The sequence below is a fragment of the Cohnella nanjingensis genome (assembly GCF_014212125.1).
GTDB lineage: Bacteria > Bacillota > Bacilli > Paenibacillales > Paenibacillaceae > Cohnella > Cohnella nanjingensis.
The window spans coordinates 60,624-85,204 of record NZ_JACJVP010000025.1 but is presented as its reverse complement, the minus strand read 5'-3'; the positions used below and the strand labels follow the sequence as shown (position 1 = coordinate 85,204).

General features: G+C 60.2%; 26 protein-coding genes. 17 read left to right on the top strand and 9 right to left on the bottom strand.

Translation table 11 applies throughout. The features are described 5' to 3' along the window. Positions 1-116 precede the first annotated feature (116 nt). The 4 genes from H7C19_RS15810 (at position 117) to H7C19_RS15795 (ending at position 4,291) form a co-directional block, all read left to right on the top strand. The gene (locus tag H7C19_RS15810) at positions 117-1,391 is read left to right on the top strand and encodes an alpha-L-fucosidase (RefSeq protein WP_185143625.1); all 1,275 of its coding nucleotides are present in this window, start codon (positions 117-119) and stop codon (positions 1,389-1,391) included. A 207-nt stretch (positions 1,392-1,598) separates the two neighbouring features. Then, the gene (locus H7C19_RS15805; RefSeq protein WP_185143624.1) at positions 1,599-2,180 is read left to right on the top strand and encodes a GNAT family N-acetyltransferase; all 582 of its coding nucleotides are present in this window, start codon (positions 1,599-1,601) and stop codon (positions 2,178-2,180) included. A 32-nt stretch (positions 2,181-2,212) separates the two neighbouring features. After that, positions 2,213-3,661: an amidase family protein gene (locus H7C19_RS15800; RefSeq protein ID WP_185143749.1), complete on the top strand. Its 1,449-nt coding sequence runs from the start codon at positions 2,213-2,215 to the stop codon at positions 3,659-3,661. Positions 3,662-3,784: 123 nt separating this feature from the next. Further along, the gene (locus H7C19_RS15795; RefSeq protein WP_185143623.1) at positions 3,785-4,291 is read left to right on the top strand and encodes a GNAT family N-acetyltransferase; all 507 of its coding nucleotides are present in this window, start codon (positions 3,785-3,787) and stop codon (positions 4,289-4,291) included. A gap of 719 nt (positions 4,292-5,010) precedes the next feature. Here the strand turns inward: H7C19_RS15795 and H7C19_RS15790 are convergent. Next, positions 5,011-5,418 (bottom strand): hypothetical protein, encoded by a 408-nt coding sequence (locus tag H7C19_RS15790; RefSeq protein WP_185143622.1) that lies wholly within the window; start codon positions 5,416-5,418, stop codon positions 5,011-5,013. A 261-nt stretch (positions 5,419-5,679) separates the two neighbouring features. After that, positions 5,680-6,627: a helix-turn-helix transcriptional regulator gene (locus H7C19_RS15785; protein WP_185143621.1), complete on the bottom strand. Its 948-nt coding sequence runs from the start codon at positions 6,625-6,627 to the stop codon at positions 5,680-5,682. A 131-nt stretch (positions 6,628-6,758) separates the two neighbouring features. Between H7C19_RS15785 and H7C19_RS15780 the strand changes: the two genes are divergently transcribed. The 4 genes from H7C19_RS15780 to H7C19_RS15765 all read left to right on the top strand — a co-directional run bounded on the left by H7C19_RS15780 (position 6,759) and on the right by H7C19_RS15765 (position 8,862). Continuing rightward, a complete protein-coding gene (locus tag H7C19_RS15780) occupies positions 6,759-7,511 on the top strand; it encodes an alpha/beta fold hydrolase (protein ID WP_185143620.1) in 753 nt (250 codons plus the stop codon). Positions 7,512-7,661: 150 nt separating this feature from the next. Continuing rightward, positions 7,662-7,838, top strand: a complete 177-nt coding sequence (locus tag H7C19_RS15775; RefSeq protein WP_185143619.1) for a hypothetical protein — start codon at positions 7,662-7,664, stop codon at positions 7,836-7,838. A gap of 98 nt (positions 7,839-7,936) precedes the next feature. After that, positions 7,937-8,425 carry a CYTH domain-containing protein gene (locus H7C19_RS15770; protein ID WP_185143618.1) on the top strand — a complete coding sequence of 163 codons (489 nt, stop codon included), beginning with the start codon at positions 7,937-7,939 and terminating at the stop codon, positions 8,423-8,425. 173 nt (positions 8,426-8,598) lie between these two features. Beyond that, on the top strand, positions 8,599-8,862 hold the full coding sequence (locus H7C19_RS15765; protein WP_221469274.1) for a hypothetical protein: 264 nt from the start codon (positions 8,599-8,601) through the stop codon (positions 8,860-8,862). 112 nt (positions 8,863-8,974) lie between these two features. Here the strand turns inward: H7C19_RS15765 and H7C19_RS15760 are convergent, their stop codons facing one another. The 3 genes from H7C19_RS15760 to murQ are packed head-to-tail and all read right to left on the bottom strand — an operon-like array spanning position 8,975 to position 12,301. Continuing rightward, positions 8,975-10,126 carry an amidohydrolase/deacetylase family metallohydrolase gene (locus H7C19_RS15760; protein WP_185143616.1) on the bottom strand — a complete coding sequence of 384 codons (1,152 nt, stop codon included), beginning with the start codon at positions 10,124-10,126 and terminating at the stop codon, positions 8,975-8,977. 54 nt (positions 10,127-10,180) lie between these two features. Beyond that, a complete protein-coding gene (locus H7C19_RS15755) occupies positions 10,181-11,359 on the bottom strand; it encodes a PLP-dependent aminotransferase family protein (protein ID WP_185143615.1) in 1,179 nt (392 codons plus the stop codon). 15 nt (positions 11,360-11,374) lie between these two features. Next, complete coding sequence (gene murQ / locus H7C19_RS15750; RefSeq protein ID WP_185143614.1) at positions 11,375-12,301, bottom strand: N-acetylmuramic acid 6-phosphate etherase; 927 nt, start codon at positions 12,299-12,301, stop codon at positions 11,375-11,377. A 455-nt stretch (positions 12,302-12,756) separates the two neighbouring features. On the opposite strand from murQ, the gene H7C19_RS15745 reads away from it, so the two are divergent. The 6 genes from H7C19_RS15745 to H7C19_RS15720 all read left to right on the top strand — a co-directional run bounded on the left by H7C19_RS15745 (position 12,757) and on the right by H7C19_RS15720 (position 18,855). Continuing rightward, positions 12,757-13,926, top strand: a complete 1,170-nt coding sequence (locus H7C19_RS15745; RefSeq protein WP_185143613.1) for an exo-beta-N-acetylmuramidase NamZ family protein — start codon at positions 12,757-12,759, stop codon at positions 13,924-13,926. Positions 13,927-13,950: 24 nt separating this feature from the next. Next, positions 13,951-14,904 carry a GNAT family N-acetyltransferase gene (locus H7C19_RS15740; protein WP_185143612.1) on the top strand — a complete coding sequence of 318 codons (954 nt, stop codon included), beginning with the start codon at positions 13,951-13,953 and terminating at the stop codon, positions 14,902-14,904. Positions 14,905-14,931: 27 nt separating this feature from the next. Continuing rightward, positions 14,932-16,242, top strand: coding sequence for an ABC transporter substrate-binding protein (locus H7C19_RS15735; protein ID WP_185143611.1), 1,311 nt, complete (start codon positions 14,932-14,934; stop codon positions 16,240-16,242). 73 nt (positions 16,243-16,315) lie between these two features. Beyond that, positions 16,316-17,212: a carbohydrate ABC transporter permease gene (locus tag H7C19_RS15730; protein WP_185143610.1), complete on the top strand. Its 897-nt coding sequence runs from the start codon at positions 16,316-16,318 to the stop codon at positions 17,210-17,212. Beyond that, the gene (locus H7C19_RS15725) at positions 17,212-18,084 is read left to right on the top strand and encodes a carbohydrate ABC transporter permease (protein WP_185143609.1); all 873 of its coding nucleotides are present in this window, start codon (positions 17,212-17,214) and stop codon (positions 18,082-18,084) included. Before H7C19_RS15730 ends, H7C19_RS15725 begins: the two co-directional genes overlap by 1 nt. Positions 18,085-18,144: 60 nt before the next feature. Further along, a complete protein-coding gene (locus H7C19_RS15720; RefSeq protein ID WP_185143608.1) occupies positions 18,145-18,855 on the top strand; it encodes a PIG-L deacetylase family protein in 711 nt (236 codons plus the stop codon). 6 nt (positions 18,856-18,861) lie between these two features. Here H7C19_RS15720 and H7C19_RS35260 read toward each other — a convergent pair whose 3' ends face one another. Further along, complete coding sequence (locus tag H7C19_RS35260; protein WP_281384880.1) at positions 18,862-18,984, bottom strand: hypothetical protein; 123 nt, start codon at positions 18,982-18,984, stop codon at positions 18,862-18,864. 61 nt (positions 18,985-19,045) lie between these two features. Here H7C19_RS35260 and H7C19_RS15715 point away from each other — a divergent pair, with 61 nt between their 5' ends. Beyond that, the gene (locus H7C19_RS15715; RefSeq protein ID WP_313731690.1) at positions 19,046-20,167 is read left to right on the top strand and encodes a serine hydrolase domain-containing protein; all 1,122 of its coding nucleotides are present in this window, start codon (positions 19,046-19,048) and stop codon (positions 20,165-20,167) included. 92 nt (positions 20,168-20,259) lie between these two features. Then, complete coding sequence (locus H7C19_RS15710; protein ID WP_185143607.1) at positions 20,260-21,108, top strand: MurR/RpiR family transcriptional regulator; 849 nt, start codon at positions 20,260-20,262, stop codon at positions 21,106-21,108. 407 nt (positions 21,109-21,515) lie between these two features. Here H7C19_RS15710 and H7C19_RS15705 read toward each other — a convergent pair whose 3' ends face one another. From H7C19_RS15705 to H7C19_RS15695, 3 genes are all read right to left on the bottom strand, one after another. Further along, positions 21,516-22,466 (bottom strand): N-acetylglucosamine kinase, encoded by a 951-nt coding sequence (locus tag H7C19_RS15705; protein WP_185143606.1) that lies wholly within the window; start codon positions 22,464-22,466, stop codon positions 21,516-21,518. Positions 22,467-22,679: 213 nt separating this feature from the next. Beyond that, positions 22,680-23,462, bottom strand: coding sequence for an SDR family NAD(P)-dependent oxidoreductase (locus tag H7C19_RS15700; protein ID WP_185143605.1), 783 nt, complete (start codon positions 23,460-23,462; stop codon positions 22,680-22,682). Then, positions 23,452-23,853: a MerR family transcriptional regulator gene (locus H7C19_RS15695; protein ID WP_185143604.1), complete on the bottom strand. Its 402-nt coding sequence runs from the start codon at positions 23,851-23,853 to the stop codon at positions 23,452-23,454. The genes H7C19_RS15700 and H7C19_RS15695 overlap by 11 nt, the downstream gene beginning before the upstream one ends. Positions 23,854-24,021: 168 nt before the next feature. Between H7C19_RS15695 and H7C19_RS15690 the strand changes: the two genes are divergently transcribed. Then, positions 24,022-24,408, top strand: coding sequence for a DinB family protein (locus H7C19_RS15690; RefSeq protein ID WP_313731689.1), 387 nt, complete (start codon positions 24,022-24,024; stop codon positions 24,406-24,408). Positions 24,409-24,581: the final 173 nt, after the last annotated feature.

The following is a 24,581-nucleotide window of genomic DNA, read 5'->3' as shown; positions in this document are numbered from 1 at the left end:
CACCAAAAAAATACCATTTCCGTTCACGGAAAGTCAACAACAATTTTCTTTTTATCCAACCGTTTACATTTCGCGACGCGAGACAGGCGATCGAACATCGTAGGAGGAATGGACGGATGAACGAATATCGGGGAGCGCTCCCTTCCGCAGCGCAGCTGAGATGGCAGGAGCTGGAGATGGGGATGTTCTGCCACTTCGGCATGAATACGTTCTGCGACCAGGAATGGGGGGAGGGGCAGGACGCGCCGGAACGGTTCCATCCGGCCTCGCTCGATGCGCGCCAATGGGTACGCGCGGCCAAGCAGGCCGGGATGAAGTACTTTATCCTCACGGCGAAGCATCATGACGGCTTCTGTCTGTGGCCGACGGCGACGACGGATTACTCCGTCGCTTCGAGTCCCTGGAAGGACGGCCAAGGCGACGTCGTGCGGGAGTGCGCGGACGCCTGCCGGGAGGAAGGGCTCGGGTTCGGCCTCTACCTGTCCCCGTGGGACCGGCATGAGCCGAAGTATGCGGACAAGGCCGCGTATGACGACTTCTATGCCGAACAGCTCACGGAGCTGCTGACCGGCTACGGTCCGCTCATGGAGGTCTGGTTCGACGGAGCCGGATCCGAAGGGCGCGAGTACGACTGGGAGCGCATCATGGCGATCGTCCGGGCCTATCAGCCGGAGGCGATGGTGTTCAACATGGGCGCTCCGACGATCCGATGGGTGGGCAACGAGGACGGCGTCGCGCCCTATCCATGCTGGAATACGGCCGAAGCGGCACGCCTCAGCATGTTCACCGACGCGAGCGCCGGGTGGCTGGACGGCACGCCCAAGTGGGTGCCGGCGGAATGCGACGTGCCGATCCGCGCGCACCAATGGTTCTGGCACCCGGACGCCGAAGACCGCCTGCATACGCTGGCGCATCTCGTCGACGTCTACTATCGGTCGGTCGGCCACGGCTGCAATCTGCTGCTCAACGTCGCGCCCGACGACCGGGGCTTGCTGCCGGAGGCCGACGTGCGTCGCGTGCTCGAACTGGGCGCAGAAGTGCGGCGCCGCTTCGGCGATCCGGCGGGGCAGACCCGGGGGGCTGGCAGCGAGCTCACGCTGGAACTGGGTACGGCGACGACGATCGATCATCTCGTGCTCATGGAGGATATCCGGCTGGGCGAGCGGATCCGCTCGTACGTCGCCGAAGCGCGGCAGGGCGGCGCATGGATGGAGCTGGCGCGGGGGAGCGCGATCGGCCGCAAGAAGATCGACGCCTTCCCGCCGGTGAAGGCGGACGCCGTCCGCCTGCGCGTGCTCGCCAGCGAAGGGGAGCCGGTCATTCGTTCTTTGCGCGTTTATGACGCAGGAACAGGGCCGGTGACGGAAGCGCAGCGCGCGCGAACGGGTTGACCGAGCGATCTTCGTAACGATATAGCATGGCATGCAGCAGGCGATCGCGCCGGAATTTCCGGCCAGCGGTCGCCTGTCTGGCCTATGCATCGCCTGCGGAGTGAAGCCGAAGTTCAGAAAAGGATTGCCAGCCTGGGCCGCCTTGCCCTATAATCTGGTAAATTGCCGCGAGGCTCCGGCTTCGCAGGCGCGGAGGTGCGGCACAGCGTGTTGGAGACCGAACGGCTGCTGATTCGAGAGTTCACGATGGACGACGCGGAAGCCGTCCACCGCTACGCGTCCGACCCGATCGTGACGCAGTACACGATCTGGGGACCGAATACCGAAGAGGAGACCCGCGCATACATGAAGCTGATGATGGAGATGCGGGAGCAGCAGCCGCGCCGGGGTTACGAGTGGGCGATGACGCTGCGGGACGGCGGCGCGCTCATCGGCGGCTGCGGCCTCCATGTCTCGGAGCCGGCCCAGGGCGAGATCGGCTATTGCCTGAATCCCGCCTATTGGCGCCAAGGCTACGCGTCCGAAGCGGCGGAAGCGCTGCTGCGATTCGGCTTCGGCACGCTGGGCCTGCATCGCATCTACGCGACGTGCCGTCCGGGCAACATCGGCTCCGCCAAGGTGATGCAGCATGTCGGGATGCAATACGAAGGGCGGCTGCGCGAGCATATGCGGCACAAGGGAAGCTGGCACGACTCGTTCTTATATTCGATTCTGGAGCAGGAATACGAGAGCGGCGAATCCCGTTCGCCAGCCAAGGAGATATCTGAAGCAAAGGAGTTAAACTCGTGATAGACATACAGCAATCGGAATGGCTGATCGAAATGGACATCCCGCGGCTGCAGGCCGCGATGGAGCAAGGGACAACGACTTCGGTCGCTATCGTCGGCGGCTATCTGGCGCGCATCCGCAAGTACGATCCGCTCCTCCGGTCGATTCTGGAGCTGAATCCGGATGCATTGGAGATCGCCGCCGCACTGGACCTAGAGCGCAACGAACGGGGGAGCCGGGGGATGCTGCACGGCATCCCGATCCTCCTGAAGGACAACATCGACACGCACGACCGCATGCATACGAGCGCCGGATCGTTGGCGCTCGCGGACTCCATCGCCCCAGAGGATGCCTTCGTGGCCTCCAGGCTGCGAGCCGCCGGAGCGGTGCTGATCGGGAAGGCCAATATGACGGAGATGGCCAACTACATGTCGTCGACGATGTGGTCGGGCTACAGCGCCCGCGGAGGGCAGACCTTGAATCCCTACGGACCGGGCGAGCTGTTCGTGGGCGGTTCGAGCTCGGGCTCGGCGGCCGCGGTCGCCGCCAATCTGTGCGCCGCCTCTATCGGCACCGAGACGTCGGGCTCCATCATCAGCCCGGCCAGCCAGAACAACCTCGTCGGGATCAAGCCGACGCTCGGCCTGGTCAGCCGGTCCGGCATCATCCCGATCGCGCACAGCCAGGACACCGCCGGCCCGATCGCCCGGACGGTGACGGACGCCGCGATCCTGCTCGGCGCGCTGACGGGCGCGGACGCGCGGGACCCCGCGACGCTCGCGCACCCGGACCGCGCTCTGCGCGACTATACGCCGTTCCTGGACGCGGACGGATTGCGGCAGGCGAGGATCGGGATTCCCCGGTTCTATTACAAGGAATTGGACGAACCCCGGTTGGCCATCCTCGAAGCGGCTATCGCCGCGCTGCGCCGTCAGGGGGCAACGGTGATCGATCCGGTCGCGCTGCCGTGCGAAGAGACGCAGTGGGATTGGCATGTCCTCCGCTACGAGTTCAAGTGGGGCATCAACGACTATCTGTCGCGGCTTGGCTCAGGTACCGCCGTCCGCACGCTGCGGGACGTGATCGCCTTCAACGAAGCGAATGCGGACCGGGCGCTGAAGTACGGTCAAGATACGATGCGACACGCGGAAGAGACGACAAGCGGCACGCTTGCCGAGCAGGAGTATCTGGACAGCTTGAAGCGCAGCCGCGAGATGTCGCGGGAACGGGGCATCGATCATGCGCTGGCGGAGCATCGCCTGGACGCGCTGCTGTTCCTGGGCGCGGAGGACGGTTCGGATCTGGCCGCGCGGGCGGGCTATCCGAGCCTGACGGTACCCGGCGGATACACGGAGAACGGCGTGGTCGCACCCGGAGGCTACGAGACGCGCGGGCCGCAGGGTATCACCTTCGTGGGCGCTGCGTACAGCGAGCCGACGCTGATCAAGCTTGCATACGGTTACGAGCAGGCGACGCGGCACAGATTCGCGCCATCGCTGTGAGCGCAGCTGCGAAGGGCTGTCTTTTTAGGTTTCTAAACGGGTTTCTCGTCCAGCGTCAACGTTCGACGAGGCAAGAGGGTTCGGCACTATCGACCGGGCTATGTAGAAGGAGCGGTGAATTTCATGGAAATGCGTTTTCCGAAAGTAGAGACGAAGGAAGAAATCGCGATCGTCGCGCAATTGGCGTCGGCGATTTGGCATGAGTATTTTGTGAGCATCATATCCCATGAACAAATCGACTATATGATCGAGAAATTTCAGTCCGTTCAGGCGATTACCGACCAAGTGAACGGGCAGGGCTACGAATATTACTTGATGAACGCGGACGGCAAAAACATCGGCTATCTCGGCGTTAGACAAGAAGAGGGCAAGCTGTTTCTGAGCAAATTCTATATACAACAAGAGAACAGAGGAAAGGGTTATGCCAGCCAGGCTGTGGCGTTCCTGGCGGATCTCTGCAAAAACCGGGGATTGGGCAGCATATGGCTCACGGTAAATCGGTACAATCACGACACCATTGCCATTTATGAGAAAAAAGGATTTAGGAAGGTACGGACGCAAGTAGCGGATATAGGGAATGGATTCGTGATGGACGATTGGATCATGGAAAAGGAAATCGGGTCGGACTGAACCGCGGTTCGGAGACCCGTGAGAGATGCAGGAGCAGGGCGTGCAGCCCTGCTTTTTGTAGAGTTGGGGAGCCGAGACAATCTGAAAACAACGAAGCTATTTGCCATTATCGCTTTCAGGGTTACACACCTCATAATCGTACGGAATATTCGTCTTCGGTTGGGCAAAGGTCGCCCGGGCCTCATGGGCTGGGACATGTTCGGTGGTGCTTGATGGTGGTGCTTGATGGTGGTGCTTGTCGGTGGTGCTCGCCGTGGTGCGCCGTGGTGCTCGCTGATGGTGCTTGATGGTGGTGCCTTGATGGTGGTGCCTTGATGGTGGTGCCTTGATGGTGGTGCCTTGATGGTGGTACTTTCTCGTGGCGCTTTCTCGTGGCGCTTTCTCGTGGTGCCTGCTCCCCAATAAATTGTANNGGAGGTCTGGAGGTCTGGCGGTCCGGAGGTCTGGCGGTCCGGAGGTTTGGAGGTGCGAAGGTTTGGAGATCAGGAGGTCGGAGTTCCGGAGGTCTGACAAATCTATGATGACGGAACAATAGGTGCTTAGAATTTCCGAATTTCCGCTAACCGCCAAATAAGTATCAGATAGGCCATATACATTTTATCGTTGCAGCTCGTAAAGGCCGGATTCGCCGCTGTGCGATCCTTTTAGCCTGTCGCAATTTTCATAATAGCCTGTGACCTGGTAAGGTCATGCGTGTTTTTTGCGTTCGCCTTGGTCGCCTATCCGCCGTAGAGGGCGATGTACAGTCCGCATACGAATAATATCCCCGACAGAGGCGCCATCGCCCGCTTTTCTTGCCTGCTCTTCGAAGCCAGATTCCCCAGCGTGTTCAGACCGAGAAAGATCGTGAAGATCCAGACCAGGATTCGCGTGAACGCCGAAGGCATGTCGATCGCGACCGCATCCGTATGAACGAGAAAAATAAAGCCGATCAACAGAAGCACGCAGGCGGCCGGCAAGCTTAATAGACGCAGCCGCTTCGGCAATACGCCCGGATGCTTGCCTCCCCAGCTGTACGCCCCGAGCGGCAGGCCCAGAAGCAGCATCACCTGAAATCCAGCGATTCCGACCAATAGAATCGCGCTGACGTATGCCGCAGCTTGTAAAAAGGAAAACGCCGTCCCCATAACCGTGTCCCTCCGTTTTTTTCGATAGGCAATGTATTCGATGCGGAGGGGGAGCATTCCTCTGCCGCGATCCGATATCGAATCCTTCGGCTCGCGCGCCTCCAGCCATACTTACACCCCCTTACACCCCCAGCCATACTTATACCTCCAGCCATACTTATACCTCCAGCCATACTTATACCTCCAGCCATACTTATACCTCCAGCCATACTTATACCTCCGGCCATACTTATACCTCCAGCTATACGCATAACGCATGCCTTACGTATATCTCGCCCGCATCGCTTCGATCTTACCGCGCACGTAGGCGACCGCCTCCGCCGGCGCCGTGATTCTGGCGTCCTCGCCCATCCGCCACGCCAAGTCCGCGTAGAACGTCAGGTCCTTCGCCCCGATCCGGACGGTTGCCGTGCCGCCGCCATCCGCTCCGCGTACGATCGCCGGCCCGAACCGATTATTGGACGCCAGCGTCCAGACCCCGCGAGGCGTCAATTCGATCGTGAATTCGACCGTCTCCGCCGCGCCGTCCAGCTCGGGGAGCGAATTCCACAGCGTCATCTCCCCGACCTCCGGCAGGCCGGGATGCGTGGGGTTGAGCGCGGCCGAGCGGATGCGGTCCGCGCGGAATTGCCGGACTTCTTGGCGCAGGTAGCAGTAAGCCGGACAATACCAATAGCCGGAGCTGGCGTAGAGGCCGATGGGCTGAATGTCGCGACGCGTCTCGCCTTGGCCGGAGCTGTAGGCGATCGTCACGACGCTGCCGCTCATCAGCGCCTGCAGGAGCGTGCGCAGAGGAGCCGGGGACATGATCCGTTCGGGACTCCAGATCGCTACCCGATCTTTGAGCCGGTCGATCTGTTCCTTCATGTCGGCGGGGAGGTAGTGGTAGAACTTGTGCAGCGCGGTGGCGGCGCCTTCGTCGAAGGGGAGCGAGCCGAAGAAGCCCAACGACTGGCACGCGAAGAAGATCGCGACGGCTTCGCCTTCCGAGAAGGCGATCGGCGGCAGCAGCCGTTCCCGGAGGAGGCGGTAGCCGCCGCCGCGCCCTTGGACCGAATAGATCGGGACGCCCAGCGCGCCCAGCTCCTGCAGATCCCGCGAGATCGTGCGGGTGGATAGGCCGAGCTCGTCTGCAAGCTCCTGGACGGTGAAGGTCTTCCTGGCGTTAATTATCATGATTAATTGGATGAGCCGCTGGGACTTCGGCATGGCGGTTCGCTCCGTTCCTCTATTTTTTCTTAGCTTATCATACAAATAAGACGAAATCTGTCCTATTTAAAGCGTATCCTCGGGTTAGAGCTGATCGAGAAGCGATCGAATCGAAGGAGGAATCGGATAGGATGGCAAACGGACAAGAGAAGACAGGCTCAAGCGGCGCGCAGGAACAGGTAGGATACGCATTCGTGAGCGGAGCGGGGCTGCGGGGCGGGATTTGGAACGAGGTCGTAGAGGGGTTCGACGAGCCCTGTCTGGCGCTCGAGTATCCTGCCCGCGACGCCGAGGCGGAGGAGAGACGATCGTTGTCCCTGGAAGACTACGTCGCCGAGTTGAAGCGGCAGTTGGAGAGGTGGGAAGTGGAGCGCTTCATCCTCGTGGCGCATTCGCTGGGCGGCGCGCTGGCGCTGCGGCTCGCGGCGGAGATGCCGGACCGCGTCGCAGGCTTCGCGGCCGTCGGCGCTGCAATCCCGCGAGGGGGCGGATCGTTCCTCTCGGCGCTGCCCTGGCCGAAGCGGCTGCTGCTCTCCGTCATCCTGCGGAGAGCGGGAACCCGGCCTCCGGCCTCCGCGATCCGCGCCGGGCTCTGCAACGATCTGCCGGCGGCGCAGGCGGACATCATCGTCCGGGACTTCGTGCCGGAATCCGTCCGCGTCTATACCGATCGCACGGAGGCGCCTATGCCTGAGGCGCCGAAGCTGTACGTGAAGTTGGCGAAGGACAAGGAGTTCGGTTCCGCGCTGCAGGATCGCATGCGGGCGAACCTCTCCCCGGACGCCGTCCGCAGCCTGGACACAGGCCATCTGCCAATGCTAGGCGATCCGCAGGGGTTGAGGCTGGCGCTGCAGTCTTTTCGATCCGAATACGTACTTGATTAACGAACTTGCTACTAGCGGGGCTTCCATCACCTTCCGCTAACGCTCCGTCAGATCGTGTCCGTGGCTCTTGCCGTCCGAGATGCCGCCGAACGATTCGCCGACCCATAGCGACAACCGGCGGCAGTGGGCGGCGAATCCTCTCGCCTATCGATGACATGCGCGTTCCCTTCCCGCGTTCATCAGCTGCAGGATAATCTGGCCAGCGGCGTCGTCTTGCGCGAAGACGAACTGGCCCGCCTGTACGCCGCAAGCCAACTGCCGCTCGAGTGCCCGGGCTGGCCGTTCATGGAGGAGAACGATTCCATCATTCGCAAGCATGTGCGCTGAAGTTGGCGCGGCAGGGCTGGGCCGGCTGTCACGCCGGTCAACGCAAGTAGTATAATAGGGTCGTTGCAGAGACTGCTTGTCAGAGGAGACCCTAAGAGATGTCCATGGAGATTGAACGCAAATTCCTGCTGCCCGCGCTGCCCGAAGCGATCCGCGAACGGTTCGTCGTCCGGTCGGAGCAACGGATCGAGCAGACTTACCTGGCGATCGACGACACGCAGGAGCTGCGGATCCGCCGGATTACCGACCTCGCGACGGGGGCGCGCACGTATACGCATACGTTCAAAAACGGGAAAGGCCTGGCGCGCGAAGAGATCGAATACGCCATCTCGGAGAGCCTCTACGGGCAGGTGGCCGAAGCGTTCGGCGCCGTGGCGCTGACGAAGATCCGTACGACGGCCGAGTGGGAGGGGCTGGTCGTGGAGATCGACCGCTACGATCAATTGGACCTGACCGTGCTCGAGGTCGAATTCGATTCGGAAGACGCGGCGCATGCCTTCGTCGCGCCGGACTGGTTCGGGCGGGACATCAGCGCGGAGAAGGCATACAGCAACAAGACGGTGTGGCGGTCGCTGCAGCGGAAGTAGCGTTTCAGGGGCGAACAAGGTACGGGGAATGCTCGCTTGGGAGGCCTCCGTCCTCTCGGAGCGCTAAGATAATAGGCTTCATCGGCAAGGAGAAACTGCTTCCCGCGGAGAATATAGAACGCTTCAGGCTGATTTTGGAGTTGAGGGGAATCGCGATGAGGCAAGGCCGTCTAATGCGTAGGACCATCTGGCAAGGCATGTTATTCGCTGCGGTTGCGGAGATGGCGTTGGGTGCGTTGAATTACCGTCTTCTCCTCCAGATGGCGGGGATTCGGCAAGAAGAGGACTTCTCCTATCGTGACACGTATACCGTTGTTTATCGCGGCATTTTGGAGAATTCCCCCTATTTGGCTATTCTGTTTTGGTTTCTGGCGATTTTTATCGGATCCATGGTGTCGTTCGGTATCCTGAAATGGATCTGGGTCAAACGGATCTAATCCCATAAGGCATCTTATTCCCGTTGTTCGGGCCACGTAACGAAAAAGGACCGTAATCTCTCGCCTGAGAGAATACGGTCCTTTTGCATGAGCTTAATCATCGTCGCCCGTCTCACTCGCACCGCACGACCGTTCGCCCCAGCACCACCCGTTCCGGTCGGATGATCGCGTCCAGCATGCGCGTCCTACCGGCGGAGTCGACCGCCGGCGTCGGCTCCGACGCGACGGAGAAGGCCGTGAACCGCGCTTGCTTGCCGATCAGGCCGACGGTCAGCGGATCGAGCTCCACGATGGTCAGCGGATCGAGCTCCACGACTTGCGCCGGCCGGGAGGTCACGCTATGGACGACCTCGTCCAGACTTAAGCCGACGGCCAGCAGCTTGGACATCGTCAGCGCGAGGCTGCGGACCGGTCCGCTGACGTTGCGGGCATGCAGGTCGGTGCTAATGGAGAACGGCTTGCGCCCTAGCGCGATGGCGCGCTCTGCCACCTCGTAGTCGAAGCTGGCCGCGCCGTGGCCGACGTCGAAGCGTACGCCCCGCTCCCAAGCGTCGGCCGCTTGGGGGATCAGCCCCTTGTTGTCGAACAGTCCCCACCTTTTGCCGTGGTAGCAGTGCGTCACGATATCCCCTTCGTCCAGGACGGGGAGGATGTCCTCCAGCAGCGGCAGCGGCTCGCCGATGTGGATCATGAGCGGGAGCTCCGCTTCGGCGGCCGCGCGTTTAGCCACCTTCACGATCTCGATGCCGAGCCCCCGCAGAATAACGCCGCTCGCCCGCAGCTTCACGCCCTTGATCGTCTCGCGATTGTCCGCGATGCAGGCCATCATGCGGTCCACGTTCAGCTTCTCCAAGCTATCCAGTTCGCTCAATTGGCTGGCGTAGGTCAGACCGATCGAGCCCAAGTTTAAGAAAGAATAGATCGGGTAGGGACGGCTCTTCACGATGTACTCGCGGAAGCCGACGAAGTTGGCCTCGCCCGCGCTGCCCGCGTCCACGAGCGCGGTGACGCCGGCCCGGGGGCCGATGGCGTCGGGGGGCAGTCCGATATTCGACACCCCGTAATAGACGTGGGTGTGCAGATCGATCCATCCCGGAGATAGCAACTGGCCCCGCAGATCGATCGCTTCGGCGTCGGGCGCCTCTAAGGCGCGGCCGACGGCGGCGACGAATCCTTGCTCATCGATCAGAACGTCCAACATGGCCTTGTCGTAGTCGGGGCCGAATCCGATGAAGGTCGCGTTTCGAAGGAGCAATCCGGACATCGAATCGCCTCCTTTCTGGATGGTGTAGTCTGGACTGCGCGATGACGGAGCTTGTCAGTCGGGCCAACGGAGCAGCGAGAGATAGCTCAGATCGCCGCCGTTCCTCGTCGCCAGCTCCGGCCGGACCGGATGTCGCAGCAGATCGGCGATCCGTTCGCACACGCGTTCGATCTCTCCGTCGCGGAGCTGGCAAGGATCCAATTGAAAGCGGCCGTGCCCGGTCTCGTGCGTGCGCAGCTGTATCGACGGCGTCCCCGCCGCCAGGGCGTGACAGAGATCGAAGGCGGACAGGCCGCACCGGTCCTCGTCCACCGTCACGCCGAGGCGGGTGATCGGGTTGCCGGTCGGATCGGCGACCCGATCGGCGGCGAGGCCGTCCAACCGGTTCAACGCCGCCAGCGCAAAGTCGATCCGCGCGTCCTCGTCGGCCTTGATGCCGGCGGCATCGCGGTCGCGCCACTGCGCCAGCGCTTCGATGACGCCGACGACGCTCTCCTTACCGACCTTCATGCAGCGGCCGATACCTTTCTCCTGCATATAGCAGGCCCGGACGAGCGGGAGGTCGCCCGCGATGATGCCGGAGGTGGGCCCGCCGAGGAACTTGTGTCCGCTGTAGACGGCCAGCTGCGCGCCCGCCGCCAGAAAGCCGGTCAGATCGTATTCCGAAGCCGCGTCCACGATGACCGGGACGCCGTACTCGGCGGCGATCTCGCAGCATTCGCGGAGACCGACCATCCCGGTCTGCACGGCATGGTGCGAGACGACGTAGACCAGCGCGGCGGTGTTCGGCCCGATCGCGCCCCGCAGCTGATAGCCGGCGCAGGCGGTCGCGGCGCCGGCTTCGATGCACGCAGCGCCCGTGAGGCGGATCGTCTGCGCCAAGCCGGCGCCGAAGGAGACGCTGTGTCCCTTCTGGATGACGACCTCATTCCGCAGGCCGGAGGTATCGGGCAGACGCTCGAGCCGGTTCAGGTCCGTCCCCGTCATGCAGGCCGCGACGGCGACTGCGATGCCGGCGGCCGCGCTGGCGGTCACGCATCCCGCCTCCGCGCCGGTCGCTGCGGAGATGGCGCGGCTGGCGGCGCGCTGCAGCTCCCGCATCTCGACGAACGCGGGCAGCACGGCGTTCATCGCTTCCGTCACCCGCGCGCTGACGCGGGACGAGCCTAGATACGTCATGGTGCCCGCCGCGTTAATGACGGGCCGCAGGCCGTACTTCTCGTGCACGTTCACGCGATTGCGCCCCCTTTAGACGGCCGAACCGCCGCTTGACTTCGCGATGTCGATCGCGCTGCTCACGAAGTCGTCCGCCCGCTCCAGCAATTGGCGGGCTTCTTGCCTGCCCACGCTCGCGCGGATCATGACGATGGCCGTCTTCACATGGCCGTCGGCCGCGGCGTACGCGGCCTCTACTTCGGAATCGGGCGCCTGCGTCGCCAATTGAATGATCCGCTTGGCCCGGTCGACCAGCTTGTCGTTCGAAGGCTGCAGATCGACCATTAGGTTGTCGTATACCTTGCCGACCTTGATCATCGAGGCGGTCGTCAGCATGTTCAGGATCAGCTTCTGCGCCGTTCCGGCCTTCATGCGGGTCGAGCCCATGATGACTTCGGGGCCGACTACCGCCTCGATCATCAAGTGGGCGACGTCGCTCATCGGGCTGCTTTCGTTGTTGCTGATCCCGATGACCGTCGCGCCGATCTCGCGCGCCCGCGCCATCGCGCCGAGAACATAGGGCGTTCTGCCGCTCGCGGCGATGCCCACGACAATATCGTTCGGCTGCACGCCGTTCGTCGTGACGTCATGGACGCCCAGCTCGTAGCTGTCTTCCGCGCCCTCCACCGCTTCGCGGATGGCCGTGTCGCCGCCGGCGATGATGCCTTGTACCATCGAAGGGTCCGTCCCGTAGGTGGGCGGGCATTCGGAGGCGTCCAGAATCCCGAGCCTGCCGCTCGTGCCGGCCCCGAAGTAGAAGAGACGGCCCTGCTTGCGGAACGCCTCGACGATCAAGGCGACGGCTTCGGAGATCGCCGGGATGGCGGCTCCGACGGTATCGGCGACGCTGCGGTCTTCTTCGTTGATCAAGCGCAGCAGCTCCTCGACGGAATGGCGCTCGATATGCCGCGTCCTGGCATTTTGCTGTTCCGTCGTAAGGGCGCTCATGTTTTCGTTCATAGGAAGCCTCCGTTGCTAGGTGTATTCGCCGATCGCCCTTCATGAATCCGTGTCATGCCTATTCATGCCGGTATGACCTTCGCTAAAAACGTATCGTCTTCTTCCAAAGAGGACGAAGCCGTTTTTACTTGGCAGTCGACTTCCGCTCCGATAGGCGGCGGATGTGATCTTTCAGAGCAAGTATATACAGGAAATGTCTGTTTGTAAAATAAAATATTATATTTTTGATTATGTGTTGAAAAATTATTTTAAGTCTCTATAATGGGGTTAAGGCAGCGCTTTCAATGGGCGGCAAGGCGGATGGAGGGGATCAAGTAGGCCGTTAAGGTTGTTAGCTTTCCGAGGGGATGAATCTATATTTCATAAAAAAATAGGTTGATGAAATAAAATTTCTGACATAATATAAGAGAAAATGTAACGCGGAAGTCACCTTGATACGAGGGAGGGAGATTCAAATGTCGATAAATGTTCGTTCTGGGGCAGATAAGCTGACAGAGGTGGCGGATCAGTACTTAAAAGGCAAAACGTTTGGGCTGTTAACGAATCCTACGGGCATCGATTCCCGCTATCGGTCCACGATCGAGATCTGCGCATCGCTGGAGCAGGCCGAGCTCAAGGCGCTGTTCGGATGCGAGCACGGCATCCGAGGCGACCGTCAGGCGGGCGTCAAGTTCGAAGAGGAGACGGACCCCGAGACCGGTCTTACGGTGCACAGCCTGTACGGCAAGCATCGGGCGCCGACGGCCGAGATGCTCGAAGGGCTGGATGCGATCGTATTCGACATTCAAGATCTGGGCGTCCGCTTCTATACGTACCTCTCCACGCTGGTCTACGTCATGCAAGCTTGCGCGGAGCACGGCGTCGAGGTGATCGTGCTCGACCGGCCCAACCCGCTGGGCGGCCATGGCGCGGAAGGCGGCTATCTGCAGGAAGGCTTCTACTCCATGGTCGGAGCCTGGCGCATTCCCTTCAGTACGGGGCTGACGATCGGCGAATTCGCGACATTCGTCCAGCGTCGGATGGAGAAGCCGTGCGAGCTCCAAGTCGTCCGGCTCGAAGGCTGGAGACGGGATATGGAGTATCCCGATACGGGCCTCCCTTGGATTCTGCCTTCGCCCAACATGCCGACGATCGATACCGTCAGAATCTACACGGGCAATTGTCTATTCGAAGGAACGAATCTATCCGAAGGACGCGGTACGACGAAGCCGTTCGAGATGTTCGGGGCGCCCTGGCTGCGGCACCGCGAATTGTGCGCCGAGATGAACGCCCTGAAGCTCCCCGGCGTCGTATTCCATCCGATCACTTTCACCCCGGTCATCTCCAAGCATCGGGGCGAGCTGTGCAACGGCGTCATGACGTTCGTGACGGATAAACGCGCGTATGAAGCGGCCGCGACCGGCCTCCGCCTGATCCACCGCATCATGACGCTGCACCCGGAGGACTTCCGATGGGTGAAGCCCGACGATGCCGAGTCCGGCTGGTTCATCGACGTGTTGAGCGGCAGCGACCGGGTGCGCAAGACGCTGCATCTGGAAGGCGCGCTCGAAGCGATCCTGGCCGATTGGCAAGCCGACAGCCGGGATTGGGAGACGATCCGACAATCAAGCCTGCTCTACGATTAAAAATGCCAATCATGAGGTGATCCCATGACAACCGTTCAATACCGTCACTACCTGCCGGGCGACGAGGCGGCCATCGTGAAGCTCTGGAACCGCTGCTTGACCAAGGACCCGATCACCGAGCTGCGCTTCCGCAACCTCGTGCTGCTCGACGCGAACTTCGATCCGCAAGGGATGCGCATCGCCTGCGCGGACGGGGCGGTGATCGGCTGCTTCTACGCGATCCGGCGTCTGCTGCCGATGCACGGCACGGAGCTGGAATCGGATCGGGGCTGGGTGCCGTTCTTCTTCGTCGATCCGGGCTTCCGGAGACAAGGCGTCGCCACGCGATTGCTGGAGGATGCGACCGCTTTTTTGCGGGCGAATAAGCGGGAGAAGATGTTCTTCTCCGCTTACGCCCCGAACTACGTCGTCCCCGGCATCGACAAGCAGGCTTATCCGGAAGCGGCCGCCTGGCTCGACAAAGCCGGCTTCGCCCGCCAATATACGTCCGTGGCGATGGATTATTCGCTGGTCGACTTCGAGATTCCGGAGGCGGTCCGCCAGCTGACCGCGCAGCGGATCGGCGAAGGCTACACGTTCAGGCAAGCGACGGACAGCGATCTGTACGAGGTGATCCGGTTCGCGACGGATGCGTTCAACCCCGATTGGGGCCGCGCCATCCGGGAAGGATTGACGCAGCAGCTCAAGCTGTCGCAGATTCTGGTCGCGAGGCACCAGGGGACGCTCGTCGGCTTCTGCCTTCATGGCGGATATGAGGGCGTGCGGGAGCGGTTCGGCCCGTTCGGCGTCGATCCGAATCAGCGGGGCAAGGGAATCGGGAAGATCCTTTTGTACGAATGCCTCCAGCTCATGCGCGCGCAGGGCATGCATGGCGCATGGTTTCTATGGACCGGAGAACAGAGTCCGGCAGGTCAGCTGTATCTGAAGACAGGCTTCACGATCACACGAAGCTTCGACATCGTGTGCAGATCCATATAAACCATGCGTTTGGGGAGGGCTCGAAAGATGAAGAGATGGCAAAAGGTACTGAGCGGATCGCTGATGGTGGCGCTGGCCGCGACCGCTACGGCCGCATGCAGCGGGAGCAAGGATGGAGGATCGTCGGGCAAGAAGGTGACGCTGACGCTCCTGTCGCACTACAACGGCACCAACGAAGCCGCGCTGAAGCCTTATATCGACAAGTGGAACAGCGAGAACCCCAACATCCAGGTCAAGATGACGCCGGTCGACTTCGGCGAGCTGCTGAAGACGATCATGACCAAGCAGTCGGCGGGTCAAGTCGCGGACATCATGCACGTCTACACGCTGTGGGGCGGCCAGCTGGCCAAGAACAACGTGCTCGCCGAAGCGCCGCAGAGCGTCGCGGACGACGTCGCGCAGAACTATCCCGAAGCGGCGGTCAAGGGCGCGTCCCTGAACGGCAAAGTGTTCGGCTATCCGACCGAGGTGCAAGCCTACGGCCTGTTCTACAACAAGAAGCTGCTGAAGGAAGCCGGCTACGACGCGCCGCCGAAGACGTGGGACGAGCTGCTCGAGATGAGCAAGAAGATCGAGAAGAAGGATTCCAGCGGCAAGGTGCTCGTCCAAGGCTTCGGCTTCCAGCGCGGCTACGCGGGTCTCGTCGATCAGCCGTTCATGGCGATGATGGCCGCCGCGGGCAGCGGATTGCTCAGCGATGACCTGTCCAAGTCCAACCTGGACAGCGACGCGGGCCGCAAGACGATGGACTTCTACAGCAAAGTGTACGGCAAGAACGGCATCACGGATATCGCCTTCAACACGACCAAAGGCTTCGGCGCGGGCCAAGTCGGCATGACGATCGGCGCCGGCTGGTGGGACGGCTCGCTGAAGACGCTGATGAAGGATGCTTACGCCGATGTGGGCGAGGCGCCGATGCCGACGCCGGACGGCGGCGCGGGCGGCACGATGGCTTACACGTGGGCTTATGGCGTCAACAGCAAGTCCAAGCACCAGGAAGAAGCTTGGAAGTTCCTGCAATGGATGAACGCCCAAGCCGACGACAGCGGCATGACGCCGGAAGGGCAGTTCCTGCTGGATACGTTCAACGTCATCCCGTCCCGCAAGACGGACCTCTCGTCCGCCAAGGTTCAGGAGAAGCTGCAATCGAATCCGAGCGCGAAGCTGTTCGCCGACGCGCTGAACAACGCGCTGGACGAGCAGAGCCCGGCAGCGGGTACGGAAGTGCAGGACATTCTGTACAAGCAGATCGAGAGCATGTGGACCGATCAGATCCAAGCGGACGCCGCGCTGAACAATGCGCATACCCAGATTAACGCCAAGCTGGGCGAGAAATAAGGGATGAGGCGGCCGGGCGGCCTTCAGGCTGCCCCGGCTGCTCCCCTGATTCGAAGTTGCAAGGAGGTGGGCCATGAGACGATTCAAATTCAAGAGGGAGACGCTGCTAGCCTACTCTTTTCTGTCGCCGGTACTGCTGTTCTACATGATCTTTCTGATGATTCCGGTCGTCTTCTCCGTGGCGATCAGCTTTACCGACTGGGGCGGCTTCGACTTTGCTTCGATGAAGTGGGTCGGATTGAAGAACTACCGCGCCATCTTCTCGCCGCAGTCGAGCTTCCTGCACCCGATCCTGACGAATACGTTCGTCTTCGCGTTCGGCGGGGTGGCGATCTCGTTCATCGCGGCGCTGATTATCTCGTACCTCATCTCGCGGATGCGGTATGAGGGCCTGTGGCGGACGCTGTTCTTCATGCCGGCCGTCACGACCGTCGTCGCGATCGGGAATGTCTGGTACTACATGTACAACCCGACCAACGGGTTGATCAACGGCATCATCACGTCCCTGGGCTTCAAGTCCGTGAATTTCCTGGACGATCCGAACCATGCGCTTCTGTCCATCACCGCGGTCAGCGGCTGGATGGGCATCGGCAGCGCGGTGCTGCTCCTGAGCGCGGGACTGAAGGGCATCCCGCACGACTATTACGAAGCGGCGGAGCTCGAAGGCGCCGGTCACTTCAGCCAGTATACGCGGATCACGTTCCCGCTGCTGAAGCCGACGATCCTGTTCGTGCTGATCACGTCCTTCATCGGCGGCCTGCAGTCGTTCACGCTGACGATGGTCATGGCCAAGAGCGGCGGGCCGGGCAACTCGACCAACGTCGGCGCGCTGGAGATGTACAACCAGGCGTTCAGCTTCGGCAACTGGGGCGTCGCGAGCGCCATGGCCTTCGTCTTGTTCGTCGTGATCTTCATCATCACGATGGCTCAGCTGCTGATTTTCCGCAAGGGAGGGGTGGAGAGCTACTGATGAGATCCAATCGCGCTCCCTGGTACTTCTACGTTATCATTATCGTCGGCAGCGTCATGATGGTCTTTCCATTCCTGGACATGATCTTCTCCTCCTTCAAGAGCGCATCCGAGTACGCGCTGTTGAACTATACGCTGCTGCCCAAGCAATTCATCTTCGACAACTACCGGATGGCGGTCGAGCAGCTGCAGCTGCTGCTCCTGTTCAAGAACAGCCTGATCCGCTCGATCTCCATCACGCTGCTCGTGCTGTTCACGAGCTCGCTGGCCGGCTACGTGCTGGCGAAGCTCCGCTTCCCGGGCAAGCAGGTCGTATTCCGCTTCATCCTGTCGACGATGATGTTCCCGGCGTTTCTGTTCTTCATTCCGAACTACTTCATCACCGTCCACTTTCCGCTCGTCGGCGGCAACGACATTCTCGGCCAGGGCGGAGAGGGCGGGCTCGCGGCCAGCGTGCTCGGGCTGATCGTGCCGTTCTCGGTCAGCGGCTTCGGCATCTTCCTGATGCGCCAGTTCATGATCTCGATCGAAGACGCTTATCTGGAGGCGGCCCGGATCGACGGCGCCAAGGAGCTGCGCATCTTCTTCCAGATCGTGCTGCCGATGACCGCGCCGGCGCTCGCGACGCTCGCGATCTTCGAGTTCATCAACTCCTGGAACGAATTCATCTGGGCGCTGCTCATGAACTCAGTCAATTCGGAGCTGGCGACGCTGCCCGTCGGCATCCAGATGCTGAAGTCCGCGCTCGATCCGACGCTGACCCAGCCGCTGGTCATGGCCGGGCTCGTCATCGCGACGATCCCGATCCTGCTGCTCTTCATTTTCTTGCAGAAGTACTACGTACGCGGCATGATGAACGCCGGACTGAAGTAAGGCAACTTGCGGTAACTCGCGCAATACCACATACATCCATATAAAGGGAGCGATATTCAAATGAGCGACAATCAAAAACAACACATCTTGGCCATCAGCGCGCATGCGGGAGATCAGGACCTGACGGCGGGCGCCACGCTCGCCAAGTACGTCATGGAAGGCCACAAAGTTACGATGCTCCATCTGACGCCGGGCGAGAAGGGCCATCCCCGCCTGTCGCCGACGGAATACGCCAAGCAGAAGATCGACGAAGCGCATCAATTCGCCCATATCATCGGAGCGGACGTTCGCTTCTTCGACTACAAGGACGGCGAGTTGCCGCTGAACGAAGAGGTCAAGTTCCAGGTCGCCGACGTGATCCGCGAGCTGAAGCCCGACATCCTCATCACCCACTGGTCGAAGAGCATGCACAAAGACCATGAGAACACGCACTTCATCGTGAAGGACGCCCGATTCTACGCCGCGATCCCGGGCTTTGAGCGCGAATTGCCGTATCATGGCGTGAAGCGGGTCTACTTCTCGGAGAACTGGGAGGATATGTACGACTACAACCCCGAAGTGTTCCTCGACATCCCGGAAGAAGCGTACGAGAAGTGGGTCAAGGGTCTGAACTGCTACGCGTTCGCGCGGGGCGAGACGTACGGCTTCCCGTACATCGATTACTACAAAGCGCTGACGGTCGTACGCGGCGCGGTCAACGGCTTCAAGCGCGCGCAGGCTTATGCGGTCGGCCCCGGCGGCGTGCATCAGCGCCTGCAGACCTTCATGTAAGCAGATTTATCGGTTCAGCAGCCTGATCATCGCGGCAGCCGATCCCGATTCGGTTCCGATCCGCGATGTTCCTCTGGGGAGCATTGCGGCGCCGGCCGTTCGGATTCGGCTGGCCGTCTTTTTATCCATCTTGGCCGGGCGGCGGCATGCGCCGCTCGGCATCCCATTTTCAGAGAGGGGGAACGATGCTGTGCGAGAGGAATGGACCCGGCAAGCCGGACCGATGGGCTTGGGCGCCCGGCTCACGGGAAACGCGCTGGCGACGCTGGATCAGGCGATCGCGGACGGCGAGACGCCGGGCGGCGTCATCGCCATCGGCCGCAACGGGCAGCGGCTGGAATATGCCGCAGGGGACACGGCCGTCCGCGGCGGCGCGGCGTGCTTCCCGGTCCGGACGGATACGCTGTACGATTGCGCTTCCTTGACGAAGATCGTTGTGACGCTGCCGCTTGCGCTCCAGCTGTTGGACGAAGGACGCATGCGCCTCGATGATCCGGTCGAGCGATTCATTCCCGAATTTGCCGCGAACGGCAAGTCCTCCGTCACGGTCCGGCAGCTGCTGACGCATACGGCGGGATTGGCGCCGTTCGCCGATATGCACTCCCACGGCTGGTCGCTCGAGGAGATCATGGACTTCGTCACGGGCCAATCGCTGGCGTACGAACCGGGCACGCAGGTGGTTTATAGCGACTTTGGCTTCATCCTGCTCGGCCGGTTAATCTCCAACGTGCTCGGCCTGCCGCTCGACGAGGCGGCCGCGAAGCGGATCTTCGAACCGCTCGGGATGACGGACACCCGGTTCTGCCCGCCGCCGGAAGACCGTCCGCGGATCGCGCCTACCGAACATTATCCGTACGAGCCCGGTCCGCGGTGGGGCGTCGTGCATGACGAGAACGCGGGGGCGATGGGCGGCGTCAGCGGACACGCGGGCTTGTTCTCCACGGCCCGGGACCTGACCCGGTATGCGACGATGTGGCTGAACGAGGGCGAATGGGAAGGGAAGCGGCTGCTGTCGCGCTCGTCCGTCCGGCTGGCCGTGCGGAATCAGACGGCCCCCGCCGCGGGCGGGAACCGGGGACTCGGGTGGGTGCTCAAGGGGGACCGATGGGACGCGTCCGGCGATCTGCTGTCCGAACGGAGCTATGGACATACCGGCTTTACCGGCACGAGTCTGTACGTCGACCCGGCTGCGGGACTCACCGTCGTGCTGCTGACGAACCGCGTGCATCTCGGGCGGGACAAGTCGGTCGTCCGGCTCCGGGCCTGCCTTCATAATGCGATAGCGGCGAGTCTGGAAGATTTGTCTATTTAAAGTATAATAGGGTTGACATTCATTTAGATCGTGACAGACGGAACGGAATAGAACTTATAACGGATACGGAATCGGTGTGGAGGTTCGAAGTGATGAACGGTGGCCTTGTCAGGCTGAGAGAAGTGCTGGACCAATTAACCCCTTCGGAACGGAAGGTGGCCAAATTCATTCTGGAACACCCGCAGAGCATGATCGGACTGTCCGTCGCCCAATTGGCCGATCAGAGCGGCGGCAGCCAGGCTGCGGTCATCCGGCTGTGCAAGTCGATGGGGTTCAAGGGTTACCAGGAGCTGATGCTGAAGGTGGCGGGCGACCTGCAGGAAGGGGTCGGCTACGGCTATCAAGAGATTCAGCCGCAGGATTCGATCGCTTCGATCGTGCAGCACGTCTCGAATAACAATATTCAGTCGATTCGGGACACGCTCAAGATTCTGGACGTAGCCATGATCACGAAGGCGATCGATGCGCTCTATCGGGCGGAGCGGATCTTCTTCTACGGCGTAGGGGCTTCGAACCTCGTCGCGCAGGACGCGCAGCACAAGTTCATGCGGATCAACAAGACGAGCTTCGCCTTCACGGATACCCACCTCCAGATGAGCTCGGCTGCGACGCTGACCCCGCGCGACGTGGCGGTCGGGATCTCTTATTCGGGCGAGACGCAGAACGTCGTCTCCAGCCTCAAGCTGGCCCGAGAGAAGGGGACCGCGACGATCAGCATCACCAAGTACGGCCATACCCCGGTCAGCGCGCTGGCGGATATTCCGCTGTATATGACGTCCACGGAGAACGAGATCCGCGTCGGCGCCACGTCTTCCCGGATCACGCAGCTGAACGTGATCGATATTCTTTATCTGGGCATGGCCAGCAAGGATTACGAGCAGTCCGTCAAGTATCTGGAGATGAGCCGCGAGGCGGTTCAAGTGTTGAAGGGGAAAAGCTGATCGCGTCACGATAACGGAGGATCGAGGTGGAACCGGGGGCTACCGTAACGATACTTTTTATCGTTACGGCACAGGAAGGCGCCCTCGGGGCAGCCGTAACGATACTTTTTATCGTTACGGCACAGGATGGCGCCCTCGGGGCAGCTGTAACGATACTTTTTATCGTTACAGCACAGGATGGCGCCCTCGGGCCAGCTGTAACGATACTTTTTATCGTTACAGCACAGGATGGCGCCCTGGGGGCAGCTGTAACGATACTTTTTATCGTTACAGCACAGGATGGCGCCCTCGGGGCAGCTGTAACGATACTTTTTATCGTTACGGCACGCGCGCTCGTACGATTCGCAGCTCTGCAGCCATTCCAATCTATACGCGCGCAAGCGAACGCTCGCCGCACCAGCCGATCCTCACACGATCGGAGGGTGCGGCGAAAACATGTCCCGCGCCAGCAGCGCCGCGCCTTCCGCCGGACTGCGGGTCGGCTCGTGGAACCGCAGATGGGGGAATAGGCCTGACAGTCTCCGGAGGTATTGGGCTCTGAACAGCCGTCCGTGCCGGAAGATGGAGCCGATGGTGACGACGTCCGCGCTGCCGAACGCCGGCTCCTGCCGCATCAGGGCGGCCGTCGTATCGGCGAGCTCGGTCGCTTGGCCGCGGAGGATCTCGGAGGCGATCGCGTCCCCCGCCGCGCAGGCCTCGATGCAGAGCTCCGCGAAGGCGGCGATATCGCGCTTCGAGATATCGGCTTGATAGATGTAGGACTTGAGCCCGGTGATCTCGCTCAGGCTCAGCTTCCGCTTCACCGCCTCCGTGATCGCGGTCGGCGGATAGACGCGGTCATGGCTGCGCATGGCGGCCTGAAGCGTCAGCAGGCCGATGCGGTAGCCGCTGCCCTCGTCTCCCAGCAGGTGCCCCCATCCGCCGGCGCGGAACGTGCGGCCGTCCTCGGTATAGCCTGCCGTGATCGACCCTGTGCCCGAGATCGCGACGATCCCGACGGGCCGATCCAGCGCCGCCATGAGCGAGATCTCCATCTCGCTGCGGATGGCCGCCGGGAACGCCCGCCCGCGCTGCTGCTGATATTGCTGAAGGCTCGCGGTCAGCCAAGACCGCTCTTCGGGCGTAGCGATGCCTGCGATGCCGAGACACACGCCTGCGCAATCCGCTCCTGCAAGGCCGGGATGTCCATGGATACGATCCAAGAGGCCGATCAATTCGCTCAACGCGTTCTCGCGTCCGTTCGCATAAGGGTTGGTCGGGCCGCCAACGAGCGGAGGCAGAAGCCATTCGGCGTTCGCGCCGTAGATTGCCGCCTCGGTCTTCGTGCCGCCGCCGTCGATCCCGATATAGTATGCCATGCATTCCACCCGCTTTCTCTTGTCCTTTCATTATAAGAGAGGAGGTGATTGGTTGTAAAATAAAATTCTAAAATATATAAATATTTGTGAAATTAAAAACCAAAACGAACTTATCCTACTGTTCGAAGATAGATGCTTCCTTTTGAGTCACCTACATCTATTTCATGGGTGTTGCACGACATCTTGGGAAGCGATTGTGAACAGGCGTAGTCTTTACCATGCGGCAAGCCTGCGTTCCCGAAAGAATCTGCCGTTGGGACCTTCATCATCCAGCGTTGCCAACCAGACAGCCGTATCTGCGCCTTCCGCAACCGTCACCGGAGCAGGCAGGCCTTCCGCCATGGTTTGGGAAGCAGTCGCGGTTGATCTTCCCATTTCCGTTTGAACTCTGCCAGGACAAGCGGCGTTCACTTTGATGCCCATTTCAGCCACATCTTGCGCGACTAAACACGTCAAGGCATTGAGCATGGTTTTAGAGATGCGATAAGATGAGGTTGAGCCGTTAAGACCTAAGAATCCCTGTCGCTGCATAACCTCAAAAGCACCCAATCCGGATGAGAGATTGACGATACGCCCGTATTTGTGTTCTTTCATCAAAGGAATGGCGGCTTGAATCATTCTTAACGCCCCAAAATAATTCGTCTCCAATGTCTCTTTGATCACAGACTCTTCCACATCCAACACAGAAACTCCGTGATCGCGCAGAATTCCGGCATTATTGACCAATACATCCAGACGACCGTATTGTCGATTTAATGTCTCTGCCATCATTCTGACACTTTCAATATCATTCACGTCGACGATTTGCAGCTCGACTGCTAGGCCTTCTCGACGCAATTCTTCAACCGTATTTCGCCCTTTATCTTCATCCCGGCAACCGATTAATACGTGCAGCCCTTTCAAAGCCAACTGATAGGCGATTTCCCTTCCAATACCACGGTTGGCTCCTGTGACTAAAGCGATTCGGGAGGATACTTGTTTCGTTTTATTGTTCATTTTGTCCGTCTCCTTTGCGCAAGATCTCTCTCCAGCTTGATAGATTATCTTCCAAGAGAGATTCGGCTTTTCTTAAGCTCTCGATTTGTTTTTTGATCTCGTCAAGCTTCCTTTCGCCGACATCTATAGCCATCGGCAAGCATTGACGTTGAATTTTCTGACTAAACGTACAGTGAAAGAAATCGTTTATTTCATTAACCGTGAGACCAAGACTAAAATAGAGTTGGATGATTCTGACTTTTTCAATATCGGATTCACCATATTCCCGATAGCCGTTTTCCAAACGAGCAGGGTTCAATAGTTCTTTTTCTTCATAATATCGCAGGGAACGAAGACTTACTCCCGTCTTGTGGGACAATTCACTGATATGAATAAAAAACCGCCCCTTCATGGTCTAGTAACAAAATTCTACTCCATCACATCATGTTAAGGTCAAGCGTAGCGAGATGAGCTCGTTAAGTTAAAGGAGGCAGGAGAAGATGCTGAAGTTGTTCGAGTACAACTGGCAAGTTCGGAGTGATTGGTTCGCGTGGTGCCAAGCAGTCCCCGAGGAAGAGTGTTGAAAAAACACACGGGCGGGATCGGCGGTATTTTGTATACCCTTTTTCATGTGGTTACGGTCGAGTACAACTGGATATGCGAAATGGAAGAGAAACCGGAGTATCACTATCCTTTTGAGGAATACGCCGCTTTGCAAAACGTACAGGCACTCTCCGACCGATTCCATGATGAAGTGAAATCCTTCATCTCCTCATGGAACAGCCATTTGGAGTCGAGAGTCTTGACCACGATCACGGATGGAGAACCGGAAAGCTTCAAATACGGTGAAATCATGCGCCATCTGATTGCCCATGAAATCCACCATGAAGGCCAATTGTCGGTTTGGTCACGGGAACTGGGTAAGGCGCCCATCACCGCGAACTTGATTCGCAGAGGTTTATTTTAATGGCAATAGGACACCAAATTTTTTGAGTTTGTAGACTTAACGTGACGGATCTGCTGCTCATGGGGATCTATCGAGAACGTACATAAAGCGGCAGCGCAGCTCGACGGTCCGGCGCAACTCCACGCCACGAAGGGGCTGTCTCGCCAAGGTTGCACGACGGATCGGCGAGACGG